At 67.9% G+C, this 12,078-nt stretch carries 11 protein-coding genes; 5 read left to right on the top strand and 6 right to left on the bottom strand.

From position 1 onward, the window contains the following. Positions 1-98 precede the first annotated feature (98 nt). The 5 genes from gap (at position 99) to ELQ94_RS03690 (ending at position 3,796) form a co-directional block, all read left to right on the top strand. A complete protein-coding gene (gene gap, locus ELQ94_RS03710) occupies positions 99-1,103 on the top strand; it encodes a type I glyceraldehyde-3-phosphate dehydrogenase (RefSeq protein ID WP_127047371.1) in 1,005 nt (334 codons plus the stop codon). 10 nt (positions 1,104-1,113) lie between these two features. Beyond that, complete coding sequence (locus tag ELQ94_RS03705; RefSeq protein ID WP_127047369.1) at positions 1,114-2,328, top strand: phosphoglycerate kinase; 1,215 nt, start codon at positions 1,114-1,116, stop codon at positions 2,326-2,328. Then, positions 2,319-3,107, top strand: a complete 789-nt coding sequence (tpiA, locus tag ELQ94_RS03700; protein WP_127047367.1) for a triose-phosphate isomerase — start codon at positions 2,319-2,321, stop codon at positions 3,105-3,107. The genes ELQ94_RS03705 and tpiA overlap by 10 nt, the downstream gene beginning before the upstream one ends. 67 nt (positions 3,108-3,174) lie before the next feature. Next, positions 3,175-3,426 (top strand): preprotein translocase subunit SecG, encoded by a 252-nt coding sequence (gene secG, locus ELQ94_RS03695; protein ID WP_127047365.1) that lies wholly within the window; start codon positions 3,175-3,177, stop codon positions 3,424-3,426. Positions 3,427-3,436: 10 nt separating this feature from the next. Beyond that, positions 3,437-3,796 carry an RNA polymerase-binding protein RbpA gene (locus tag ELQ94_RS03690; protein ID WP_127047363.1) on the top strand — a complete coding sequence of 120 codons (360 nt, stop codon included), beginning with the start codon at positions 3,437-3,439 and terminating at the stop codon, positions 3,794-3,796. Between the two features lie 75 nt (positions 3,797-3,871). Here the strand turns inward: ELQ94_RS03690 and pgl are convergent, their stop codons facing one another. Genes pgl through tkt form a run of 6 tightly spaced genes read right to left on the bottom strand, consistent with a single transcriptional unit; the run spans position 3,872 to position 12,011 of the window. Beyond that, positions 3,872-4,642, bottom strand: coding sequence for a 6-phosphogluconolactonase (gene pgl / locus ELQ94_RS03685; RefSeq protein ID WP_127047361.1), 771 nt, complete (start codon positions 4,640-4,642; stop codon positions 3,872-3,874). Continuing rightward, complete coding sequence (locus tag ELQ94_RS03680; RefSeq protein ID WP_127047359.1) at positions 4,639-5,601, bottom strand: glucose-6-phosphate dehydrogenase assembly protein OpcA; 963 nt, start codon at positions 5,599-5,601, stop codon at positions 4,639-4,641. The genes pgl and ELQ94_RS03680 overlap by 4 nt, the downstream gene beginning before the upstream one ends. Then, positions 5,598-7,142, bottom strand: a complete 1,545-nt coding sequence (gene zwf, locus ELQ94_RS03675; RefSeq protein WP_127047357.1) for a glucose-6-phosphate dehydrogenase — start codon at positions 7,140-7,142, stop codon at positions 5,598-5,600. Before zwf ends, ELQ94_RS03680 begins: the two co-directional genes overlap by 4 nt. Before the next feature lie 28 nt (positions 7,143-7,170). Further along, on the bottom strand, positions 7,171-8,784 hold the full coding sequence (locus ELQ94_RS03670; RefSeq protein ID WP_127047355.1) for a glucose-6-phosphate isomerase: 1,614 nt from the start codon (positions 8,782-8,784) through the stop codon (positions 7,171-7,173). Beyond that, entirely contained in the window at positions 8,781-9,890 is a 1,110-nt protein-coding gene (gene tal / locus ELQ94_RS03665) for a transaldolase (protein ID WP_127047353.1), read from the bottom strand. Before tal ends, ELQ94_RS03670 begins: the two co-directional genes overlap by 4 nt. Before the next feature lie 30 nt (positions 9,891-9,920). Then, entirely contained in the window at positions 9,921-12,011 is a 2,091-nt protein-coding gene (gene tkt, locus ELQ94_RS03660; protein ID WP_127047351.1) for a transketolase, read from the bottom strand. Positions 12,012-12,078: the final 67 nt, after the last annotated feature.

The following is a 12,078-nucleotide window of genomic DNA, read 5'->3' as shown; positions in this document are numbered from 1 at the left end:
TTCTTCTCCGGCGATGACCGTGACGTCGCGTCGGACCCCACACCCCGTCCACTCGGACAGACAACAGCGCGTACGCGCCACATAAACAGGAGTCACTCTTGTCAGTAAAGATCGGTATCAACGGGTTCGGTCGAATCGGCCGCAACTACCTCCGCGCCGCCCTCGCCAAGGGCAGCGACATCGAGATCGTCGCGGTCAACGACCTCACGGACAACAAGACGCTCGCCCACCTGTTGAAGTACGACTCGATCACCGGCCGCCTCGACGCCACCGTCGAGTTCGACGACGAGAAGATCACCGTCGACGGGAAGGCCATCAAGGTGTTCGCCGAGCGCGATCCCGCTAACCTCCCGTGGGGCGAGCTCGGAGTGGACATCGTCATCGAGTCGACCGGCCGCTTCACCAAGGCCGACGACGCGCGCAAGCACATCGAGGCCGGCGCCAAGAAGGTCCTCATCTCGGCTCCCGCCTCGGGCGAGGACGCCACGTTCGTCATGGGTGTCAACGAGCAGGACTACGACGCCGCGAACCACCACATCATCTCGAACGCTTCGTGCACCACGAACTGCCTCGCGCCGCTCGCCAAGGTGTTCAACGACAAGTTCGGTATCGAGCGCGGTCTCATGACCACGGTCCACGCCTACACGGCCGACCAGAACCTGCAGGACGGCCCGCACAGCGACCTCCGTCGTGCCCGTGCCGCCGCGGTCAACATCGTCCCGACCTCCACCGGTGCGGCCAAGGCCATCGGCCTCGTCCTCCCCGAGCTCAAGGGCAAGCTCGATGGCTTCGCGCTCCGCGTCCCGATCCCGACCGGCTCGATCACCGACCTCACGGTCGAGACCAAGACCCCTGTCACGGTCGAAGAGGTCAAGGCCGCGTACAAGGAGGCCGCCGAGGGTCCCCTCAAGGGCATTCTGAAGTACACCGAGGACGAGATCGTCTCGAGCGACATCGTGAGCGACCCGCACTCGTCGATCTTCGACGCCGGCCTGCTCCGCGTCCTGGGCAACCAGGTCAAGCTCTCCGCGTGGTACGACAACGAGTGGGGCTACTCCAACCGCCTCGTCGACCTCACCGAGTACGTCGCCGATCGTCTCTGAGCCGGACGCCGTGACTCTGCGCACCCTCGATTCCCTGGGCTCGCTCGCCGGCAAGCGCGTCATCGTCCGTTGTGATCTCAACGTCCCCGTGAAGGACGGGGTCATCACGGACGATGGCCGTGTGCGAGCCTCCCTCGCCACGCTCGACGCGATCCTCACCCAGGGTGCCCGTGTCGTCGTGATCTCCCACCTCGGTCGCCCCGACGGGGAACCGAAGGACGAGTTCTCGCTCGCTCCCGTCGCCCAGCGATTGAGCGAGCTGCTCGGGAAGCCCGTCACGTTCGCCTCCGACACCGTCGGGGACGCCGCCGCGGAGGCGGTCGCGTCCCTCTCGGACGGCGAGATCGTCCTGCTCGAGAACCTCCGCTTCAACGCTGCGGAGACGAGCAAGGATGCGGACGAGCGCGCGGCCTTCGCCGACAAGCTCGCCGCCTTCGGCGACGTCTTCGTGTCGGACGGCTTCGGTGTCGTGCACCGCAAGCAGGCGAGCGTCTTCGAGCTCGCCTCGGCGCTCCCGAGCGCAGCGGGCCTCCTCATCGCCGCCGAACTCGACGTGCTCGACCGCCTCACCGAGAACCCTGAGCGGCCGTACACGGTCGTGCTCGGCGGATCGAAGGTGTCGGACAAGCTGGGCGTGATCGGTCACCTCCTCCCGCGCGTCGACACGCTGCTCGTCGGCGGTGGGATGATGTTCACGTTCCTCGCCGCGCTCGGTCACTCGGTGGGCTCGAGCCTGCTCGAAGCCGACCAGATCGAGACGGTCAAGGGCTACATCGCGGACGCGACGGAGCGCGGCGTCGAGATCGTGCTGCCGACGGACGTCGTCGTCGCCGCCTCGTTCGCCGGCGATGCCGAGCACGAGGTCACTGCCGCGGATGCGATCGAGGAGACGAGTTTCGGTTCGTCGGGTCTCGGTCTCGACATCGGGCCCGAGACGGCTACGCTCTTCGCCGAGCGGATCCAGGCGTCGAAGACGGTCTTCTGGAACGGTCCGATGGGCGTCTTCGAGCTCGAGCCGTTCGCGGCCGGCACGAAGGCCGTCGCGCAGGCGCTCACCGAGGTCGACGGCCTCGGCGTGGTCGGCGGCGGAGACTCGGCGGCCGCCGTGCGCGCGCTCGGATTCTCGGACGATCGATTCGGTCACATTTCAACAGGCGGTGGCGCGAGCCTCGAGTTCCTCGAGGGTAAGCGTCTCCCGGGACTGGAGGTCCTCGGATGGCAGTGAAGAGAGTCCCGCTCCTTGCGGGGAACTGGAAGATGAACCTCGATCACCTGCAGGCGATCGCGTTCGTCCAGAAGCTCGCGTGGACCCTGAAGGACGCCGACCACGACGTGGCCGACGCCGAGGTCGCGGTGTTCCCGCCCTTCACCGATCTGCGGAGCGTCCAGACCCTGGTCGCCGCGGACAAGCTCCCGATCGCCTACGGCGCCCAGGATCTGTCGGCACAGGACTCGGGCGCCTTCACGGGGGAGATCTCCGGGTCTTTCCTCGCCCAGCTCGACTGCACCTATGTGATCATCGGTCACTCCGAGCGTCGCACTCTCCACGCGGAGGACGACGCGCAGGTCAAGGCCAAGACGGCTGCGGCCGTCAAGCACGGGCTCGTCCCGGTCATCTGCGTCGGCGAGACCGCCGAAGACCTCGCCGAGCAGGGCCCGAGCGCCGTGCCGGTGGCCCAACTGACGACCGCGCTCGAGGGTCTCGACTCCTCCGCGGACATCGTGGTGGCGTACGAGCCCGTCTGGGCGATCGGATCCGGCCAGGCGGCGACGCCCGACCAGGCGGAACAGGTCGCGGCCGCGCTCCGCGAGGTCATCCGCTCCGTCCTCGGAGAGGATGCGGCCGCTCGGACGCGGATCCTCTACGGCGGTTCGGTGAAGTCCTCGAACATCGCTGGCTTCATGCGCGAGCCCAACGTCGATGGGGCCCTCATCGGCGGGGCGAGCCTGGATGTGGCCGAGTTCTCGAGCATCGTCCGGTTCCAGAAGCACGTCGGCGTCTGACCCGCCGGTCGCCGGTTATACTTGACGGCGGCCTCGGATCACCGCGCCCGTCGAAGAAAGGTCCTCCGTGGATATTCTGCAAGTCGTCCTCCAGGTCGTGCTGGGAGTCACCAGCCTCCTGCTGACGTTCCTGATCCTGCTCCACAAGGGTCGCGGCGGAGGCCTCTCCGACATGTTCGGTGGGGGAATGGGCTCGAACCTCGGGGCCTCCGGTGTCGCTGAGCGCAACCTGAACCGCATCACGGTCATCCTCGGCCTCGTCTGGTTCGCATCGATCGTCGTCCTCGGGCTTCTCACGAAGTTCGCGACGGCCGCCTAGGAGGCACGCAATGGCTGCTGGAGGAAGTGCTATCAGGGGATCGCGCGTCGGCGCTGGACCGATGGGCGAACAGGACCACGGGTACCACGCGGATCGCGTCGCGATCTCCTACTGGGATGCGCTCGGCAATGAGACGGTTCGATACTTCGCGGCGAACCTGCCCGACGAGGAGATCCCCGAGACCATCGACTGCCCGTCGTCCGGTCTGCCGGCCGGTCGCGACCGGAACAACCCGCCAGAGGTGTCGAAGCTCGAGCCGTACAAGACGCACCTCGCGTACGTGAAGGAGCGGCGGAGCGAGGAGGAGGCCGAGCAGCTTCTCGACGACGCCCTCCGCCAGCTGCGGGAGCGTCGCGGCACGAACGCCTGAGCGAACAGCGAGCACGAAGAAGGCCCCGACCGTCACGGTCGGGGCCTTCTTCGTCGCCGCCGTGGGCGATGCCGTTCAGTAGTCCCGGGCGATGAGGCTCTCGGGCACTTCGGACGCGGCCGCGCTGTCGACGAAGAACACGGTGCGCTTGCGCCCCTTGATCCCCGCGATCGGGACCTCGGCATAGGAGGCACCCGCGAGAGCGAGCCCGAGGACGGACGCCTTGTCCGCTCCCGACATCTCGACCCAGATCCTCTGCGACGAGTTGAGGACGTGACGGGTGAGGGAGAGGCGTTCTGCGGGCGGCTTCGGCGAGTTGCGGACCGCGACGACGGTGGCGTCACGCTCGTTGACCTCGGCCCGGTCGGGGAACAACGAAGCGGTGTGCCCGTCCGGTCCCACACCGAGGAACGTGATGTCGAAGATCGGCAGGGCGGAATCGTGGTCGGCATGCGCCTCGAGCTCGGCGGCGTATGCCGCCGCGGCCTCGTCCAGCGTCAGATCGGAGTCGGACGCGGCGAAAGCATGCACGCACTCGGTCGGCTGATCGATGTGATCGAGCAGCGCGCGCTTCGCCTTCACGTCGTTCCGGTCTTCGTGGTCAGCGGGCACCCAGCGCTCGTCGCCCCACCAGAAGTGGACACGCGACCAATCGACGCCATCACGGGCAGGGGAGGCGTTGATCGTCTCGAGAACGCGGACACCCATGCGACCGCCCTCGAGCACGACATTGATCCTCTCGCGCTCGTCGAGCAGATCGATCGCCTTCGTCAGGAAGCGCGCCGTGATGGAGGCGGCGAGGGCCTCCGCATCGGAGTGGACGAGTACGCGACGGTCATTCGTCATACGGCCGAGTGTCCCTTCACTGCTGCCGTCTCCGCGAGGAACCGCGGGAGACCGGTGGTCATCACCTCACCGTACAGGACGTCGGGATCGAGTCTACGCAGCTCCTCCGCGAGGCAGTCGCGGAGGGTGCGACGCGGGAGAGCGATGTCGTGGGTCGGCTGATCGGGCTGCTGGAGCGAGGCGATCGTCGACTCCGGTCGTTCCAGCGAGATCGGACCGCTCTCACGCGTGAGCGTGACACCGTGGATGCCGCCGATGCCCGAGCGGCCGGTCGTGAGCTCGTGCTCGACCGTGACGTCGAGGGCGAGTTCGAGCCACGCGGCCAGGAGGATCGTCGAGGGGGAGTCGGACGCGCCCGAGACCGAGACCGCCGTCACATCCTCGTAGGGAGGCTGATCGAGGACGGCGGCGAGCTGTGCCCGCCAGAGCGTGAGTCGGGTCCAAGCGAAGTCGGTGTCGCCCGGCTTGTAGTGGGCCGCGAGGCGCAGCAACGCCGCCTCCGGATCGACGTCCGTGGAGGAGTCCGTGATGCGCCGCTGGGCGATGTGTCCGATGGGGGAGTGCGCGACGTCGGTCGGGGGCTTGCTCGGCCACCAGGCGACGACGGGTGCATCCGGCAGGAGCAGTCCCGTGACGAGACTCTCTTCGTTGCTCGCGGCATCTCCGTGGGCGCGAAGGATGATGACCTCGCTCGCCCCGGCGTCTCCGCCGACGCGGATCTCGGCGTCGAGCCGAGGATCGGCTGCTGCCGCGTCGACGCGGCAGACGACGATGACGCGCATCGGGTGTTCGCGAGAGGCGTCGTTCGCGGCCTCGATCGCCTCCTCCTCCTCGCCGTCGGAGGAGACGATGATGAGGGTGAGGACGCGGCCGAGGGCGACGGCGCCGCCGTCCTCACGCAGGGTCACGAGTGTCTTCGAGACCGCGCTGATGGTGGTGTCGGGAAGGTCGACGATCACGGACGTCTCCAGGTTCTGCCGTCGCGCTCGATGAGAGCGTCGGCTGACGAGGGACCCCAGGATCCCGGCGTGTACTGTTCGAGCGGACCGTCCTGCGCGGCCCAGAACTCCTCGATGGGGTCGAGGATCTTCCAGGAGAGCTCGACCTCCTCGTGGCGGGGGAAGAGGGGAGGATCTCCGAGGAGCACATCGAGGATGAGCCTCTCGTACGCCTCGGGGCTCGCCTCGGTGAAGGCGTGGCCGTAGCCGAAGTCCATGGTGACGTCGCGCACCTGCATGCTCGCGCCCGGCACCTTGGAGCCGAATCGGATGGTGACGCCCTCATCGGGCTGGACCCGGATGACGAGGGCGTTCTGCCCGAGCTCGGATGTCTGGGAGTCGGCGAAGAGATGCTGAGGCGCCCGCTTGAAGACGACGGCGATCTCGGTGACACGGCGCCCGAGGCGCTTGCCGGTGCGGAGGTAGAACGGTACACCGTTCCATCGACGGGTGTTGATGTCGAGCCGCATGGCCGCGAACGTCTCGGTCGTCGACGCCGGATTCATCCCGTCTTCGTCGAGGAAGCTCGGGACGCGCTGTCCCCCCTGCCAGCCGCCCGCGTACTGTCCGCGTGCCGTGGCCGTCGACAGGTCGGCCGGGAGCGAGACGGCGGCGAGCACCTTCTCCTTCTCGGCACGCAGAGCAGCGGCGTCGAAGGCGATCGGCTCCTCCATCGCGGTGAGGGCCACGAGCTGCAGGATGTGATTCTGAATGACGTCGCGAGCGGCGCCGATCCCGTCGTAATAGCCGGCCCGTCCGCCGACTCCGATGTCCTCGGCCATGGTGATCTGCACGTGATCGACGTAGTTGGCGTTCCAGATGGGCTCGTAGAGCTGGTTCGCGAAGCGCAGGGCCAGGATGTTCTGGACCGTCTCCTTACCCAGGTAGTGGTCGATCCGGAACACGCTGTCGGCCGGGAACACCGACTCGACGACGGCGTTGAGCTCCCGAGCCGTCTTCAGGTTGCTGCCGAAGGGCTTCTCGATGACGACGCGTCGCCACTGTCCGGCCTTCTGCTCGGCGAGGCCCGATCTGCGGAGCTGCTCGGTGACCTGCGGGAACGCCTTCGGAGGGATGGAGAGGTAGAACGCGTGGTTGCCCATCGTCCCCCGTTCCTCGTCGAGCTCCTCGATCGTGCGCTTGAGGTGCTCGAACGCCTCGTCGTCCCCGAACTCACCCGGGACGAACCGGATGCCCTGAGCGAGCTGCTCCCAGACCTCCTCACGGAACTCGGTCCGCGCGTACTGCTTCACGGAGTCGTGTACGACCTCCATGAAGTCCTGGTCCTCCCAGTCCCGCCGGGCGAACCCGACGAGCGCGAAGCCCGGAGGGAGGAGCCCGCGGTTCGCGAGGTCGTACACGGCCGGCATGAGCTTCTTACGGGACAGGTCCCCCGTCACCCCGAAGATGACGAGGCCGCTGGGGCCGGCGATGCGGTTGAGGCGTCGATCCGACTCGTGCCGGAGCGGGTTCGAGTCCGCAGTGATCTGGACAGGAGGCATTCAGTTTCTTTCGCTGGAGAGCGGGAGCTCAGTTTGCGGCTTCGAAGAGCGCGGTGATGTCGTCGTCCGCCCCGGAGAGGGTCAGCGTGAGCACAGGACGGCCGTGGTCGGCGAGCACGCTCGCGTCGCCGGCCGCCTGGGCCTGGATGAGCTGTCCGAGCGTGAACGGTCGACCGGGGACCTCGAGGTCCGCCGTCGCGTTCTCGGTGATCTGCAGGAACACGCCGATGGCGGGACCGCCCTTGTGGTACTGACCCGTGGAGTGGAGGAAGCGCGGACCCCAGCCGAAGGTGACGGGGCGCCCGGCCCGAGCCGCGAGGAGGTCGCGGATGCCGTCGAGCTGTGGCGTCGCGACTCGATCGACGTAGGCCTGGATCGATACGTAGCCGTCGTCACCGAGGGACGCGAGGAGCGCGTCGATCGCGCCGCGGATCGTCGACTGACCGTCGACGAGGCCGGCGGTGGCCCGTACTTCGATGCCGCCGTCGACGAAGGCCGGCTGGGTCGGTTCGGGCGTGGCGTCGAGCAGTCCGCGCGTCGCGACCTTGGCCGACTCGACGTCGGGCTGATCGAACGGGTTGATCGCGAGGAGGCGGCCGGCGACGGCCGTCGCGTACTCCCACACGAGCATCTGGGCGCCGAGGGTGCCACTCACGTGGATCTCGCCGTGGTGACGCTCCCCGGAGAAGAGGTGCCCGTGCGAGTCCGCATCGTCAACGATGCGGACGACCTGCACGTCAGGGTAGCCGGCCGTGACCTCGGTCGCGAGCGGTTCGAGGACGACGGGGAGGATGCCCGTGCCGGACTTGCCTGTGGACTCGGCGATGAGCTGTTCGGCCCAGTCGGGGAAGCCCACGATGTGGGTTCCGTCGGCGACGATCGCGAGCTTGTCACGACGCGGTGACGTGGCGGCGATCGCCGCGCCGAGGATGAGTCCCGGGTTCCGCTCGTCGTCGACGGAGAGCTCGACGGCGATGGCCTCGGCCTCGTCGAGGAGCTCGGCGATGTCGACGCCGGCCAGTCCGCTCGGGACGAGCCCGAACGCCGTGAGTGCCGAGTAGCGGCCGCCCACGTTGGGATCGGCGGTGAAGACCGTGTAGCCGGCCTCACGAGCGGATTCCTCGAGGGGCGAGCCCGGGTCTGTCACGACGACGATGCGCTCAGTCGGGTCGATGCCCGCCTCACGGAAGGCCTGCTCGAAGATCCGTCGCTGGCTGTCGGTCTCGACCGTGCCCCCCGACTTCGAGGACACCACGATCGCGGTCTCCGCGAGACGATCGGCGAGAGCCGATCGGACCTGTCCGGGCGCCGTCGAATCGAGGACCGTCAGCTCCGCACCGACGGTGCGTGTGATGACCTCGGGAGCGAGCGAGGACCCGCCCATGCCCGCGAGCACGATGCGGGTCACGCCGCGGGAAGCGAGCGCCTCACGCAGCGCGGTGATCTCGGCCACGAGGGGACGCGAGATGCTCGCCGCCTCCACCCAGCCGAGACGCTTCGCGGACTCGGAGACCGCGTCGGGACCCCAGAGGTCGGGGTTCTGTCCCGTGATGCCCGAGGCCACCATGTCGGCGACGAGCGTGGGCACGGCGGTCGCGACGGCGTCGGCCGCCGCGCCGCTCACCTGGATCTTGAAGCTCACTTGGAGCTCTCCAGAGCGGATCCGACCGTCTCGAGCAGTTCGTCCCACGAGACGGCGAACTTGTCGAGACCCTCGGTCTCGAGCTGCTCGGTGACCTCCGTGTAGGAGATCCCGAGGCCCGCGAGTGCATCGAGCACCGCGTTGGCGTCGTCGTACTCGCCGGTCACCGTGTCGCCGGTGACGTCGCCGTGGTCGAAGGTCGCGTCGAGCGTCTTCTCCGGCATGGTGTTGACGACGCCGTCGGCGACGAGGCTCGTGACGTAGAGCGTGTCGGAGAGGTTCGGGTCCTTGACGCCGGTCGAGGCCCAGAGGGGGCGCTGCGGGTTCGCCCCGGCGTCCGTCAGCACCTTCGCGCGCTCGGAGCCGAAAGCCTGCTCGTAGACCTGGTAGGCCAGGCGTGCGTTGGCGATGCCGGCCTTGCTCTTGAGGGCGAGCGCCTCGTCCGTCCCGATCTCGGTCAGCCGCTTGTCGATCTCGGTGTCGACGCGCGAGACGAAGAAGGAGGCGACCGAGTGGATGGTCGACAGATCGATCCCGGCGGCGTGCGCCTTCTCGAGCCCCGTGAGGTAGGCGTTGATGACCTCGCGGTAGCGCTCGAGGCTGAAGATGAGCGTGACGTTGACGCTGATCCCGGCGCCGATGGTCTCGGCGATGGCCTCGAGGCCCTCGACGGTCGCGGGGATCTTGATCATGACGTTCGGTCGGTCGATCTTCGTCCAGAGGCGCTGCGCCTCCGCGATCGTTCCGGCGGCGTCACGAGCGAGGCCCGGCTCGACCTCGATGGAGACACGGCCGTCGAAGCCGGAGCTCGCCTCGTAGACGCCCGAGAAGATGTTCGCGGCGTCACGGACGTCGTCCGTCGTGATCTCGAAGACGGCGTCGGTGACGTTGGTGCCCTGCTGGGCGAGCTCGGAGACCTGCTTCGCGTAGGACTCGCTCTGCGAGAGCGCGCCGGCGAAGATCGTCGGGTTCGTCGTGACTCCGACGACGTTCTTCTCTGCGATGAGCTGCTCGAGGTTGCCCGATGCGATGCGCTGACGGGACAGGTCGTCGAGCCAGATGCTGACGCCGGCGTTGGAGAGGGCGGTGGTGGGGTTTTCAGTCATGGGATGTACCCGTATCTTCTTCCTGCTCGGTCAGTGACCGAGCGACTCCTTGGCGGCGGCGACGGCTGCTTCCGTCGTCATGCCGAACTTCTTGAACAGCGTCTTGTAATCGGCCGAGGCACCGAAGTGCTCGATCGACACGCTGCGACCGCGGTCGCCGACGATGTCCCTCCAGGACAACGCCAGACCGGCCTCGATCGATACCCGGGCGGTGACGGAGGACGGCAGGACCGACTCGCGGTACGCCTCGTCCTGCTCCTCGAACCACTCGAGCGACGGCACGGACACGACGCGGGCGCCGATGCCCTCCTCCGCGAGCGTCGAGCGCGCGTCGACCGCGATCTGGAGCTCCGAGCCCGTGGCGAGGAGGATGACGTCCGTCGTGCCGGTGGGGGACTCCGCGAGGACGTAGGCGCCCTTCGCGACGTTCTTCGCCGAGGCGAAGGTGTCGCCGCTCGCGTCGCCGTCGCCGCGCTCGAACACGGGGATATCCTGACGCGTGAGAGCGATGCCGGCGGGTCCGCCGCGACGCTTGAGGATCTCGAGCCATGCGTAGGAGACCTCGTTGGCGTCACCCGGGCGGACGACGGCGAGGTTCGGGATCGCGCGCAGCGTCGAGAGCTGCTCGATCGGCTGGTGGGTCGGTCCGTCCTCACCGAGGGCCACGGAGTCGTGGGTCCAGACGTAGATGGATGGGATCTGCATGAGGGCTGCGATGCGCACGGCGGGGCGCATGTAGTCGCTGAAGATCAGGAAGGTACCGCCGAAGGCGCGCGTCGGTCCGTGCAGCACGATGCCGTTGAGGATCGCGCCCATCGCGTGCTCGCGGATTCCGAAGTGGAGGACGCGACCGTAGGGGTCACCCGTCCACATGTCGGTCGAGCGGTCGGCGGGGATGAACGAGGTCGCGCCCTCGATCGTTGTGTTGTTCGATTCCGCGAGGTCCGCGGATCCGCCCCACAGTTCGGGGACGACCGGGCCGAGGGCTGAGAGCACCTTGCCGGACGCCTTGCGGGTGGAGACGACCGTGTTCGGTTCGAAGACCGGGAGGGCGTCCTCGACCCCCTCGGGCAGCTCGCCCGTCAGCAGACGGTCGAGCAGCTTCTTGCGCTCCGGGTTCGCCGCAGCCCAGGCGTCGAACGACTTCTGCCACTCGGCCCGGTCGGCCGCGCCGCGCTCGATCGAACCGCGCGTGCGCTCGAGGACCTCGTCGGAGACCTCGAAGGTCTTCTCCGGGTCGAAACCGAGGACCGTCTTCACTCCGGCGAGCTCGTCGCCTCCGAGGGCGGAGCCGTGGATCTTGCCCGTGTTCTGCTTCGTCGGGCTCGGCCAACCGATGATGGTCTTGAGGACGATGAGCGACGGCTTGCCGGTCTCTGCCTTGGCGGCCTCGATGGCGTCGAAGAGCTCCTGGACGTCTTCGACGTAGTCGCCCGTCTTCTTCCAATCCACCGTCTGCACGTGCCAGTGGTAGGCCTCGTAGCGTGCGGCGACGTCCTCGGTGAAGGCGACGTCGGTGTCGTCCTCGATCGAGATCTGGTTCGCGTCGTAGATGACGACGAGATTGCCGAGCTGCTGGTGGCCGGCGAGCGAGGACGCCTCGCTCGTGATGCCCTCCTCGATGTCGCCGTCGCTCGCGATGACGTACACGAAGTGGTCGAAGGGGCTCTCGCCGGGAGCGGCCTCGGGGTCGTACAGACCGCGCTCGTAGCGGGCCGCGTACGCGAATCCGACGGAGGACGCGAGGCCCTGTCCGAGCGGGCCGGTCGTGATCTCGACACCATCGGTGTGGCCGTATTCCGGGTGGCCGGGCGTCTTCGATCCCCAGGTGCGGAGGGCCTTCAGGTCGTCGAGCTCGAGCCCGTAGCCGCCGAGGTACAGCTGGACGTACTGGGTGAGCGAGCTGTGTCCGGCCGACAGGACGAAGCGGTCGCGGCCGAGCCAGTCCTGGTCGCGCGGGTCGCGCCTCATGACCTTCTGGAAGAGGAGGTAGGCGGCGGGCGCGAGGCTCATCGCGGTACCGGGATGGCCGTTCCCGACCTTCTCCACAGCATCCGCTGCGAGGATTCGTGCCGTATCGACGGCCTTCGCGTCGATTCCGTCCCATTCAAGAGCTGCCACGTGACTGATCCTTCCCAATTCGTAACCGGCGAACCGCGGTTCGACCCGGTCGGGTGTTGGCGCGCTC

The sequence above is a fragment of the Labedella endophytica genome (assembly GCF_003990045.1).
Classification (GTDB): domain Bacteria; phylum Actinomycetota; class Actinomycetes; order Actinomycetales; family Microbacteriaceae; genus Labedella; species Labedella endophytica.
The sequence above is the reverse complement of the archived record's forward strand: the minus strand, read 5'-3'. Positions and strand labels throughout refer to the sequence as shown.

Bases quoted from the DNA above. Each gene is read 5' to 3' on its own strand.
- tal (WP_127047353.1), bottom strand. From the start codon at position 9,890: ATGACTGAAAACCCCACCACCGCCCTCTCCAACGCCGGCGTCAGCATC.
- zwf (WP_127047357.1), bottom strand. From the start codon at position 7,142: ATGCCTCCTGTCCAGATCACTGCGGACTCGAACCCGCTCCGGCACGAG.
- pgl (WP_127047361.1), bottom strand. From the start codon at position 4,642: ATGACGAATGACCGTCGCGTACTCGTCCACTCCGATGCGGAGGCCCTC.
- ELQ94_RS03690 (WP_127047363.1), top strand. From the start codon at position 3,437: ATGGCTGCTGGAGGAAGTGCTATCAGGGGATCGCGCGTCGGCGCTGGA.
- tpiA (WP_127047367.1), top strand. From the start codon at position 2,319: ATGGCAGTGAAGAGAGTCCCGCTCCTTGCGGGGAACTGGAAGATGAAC.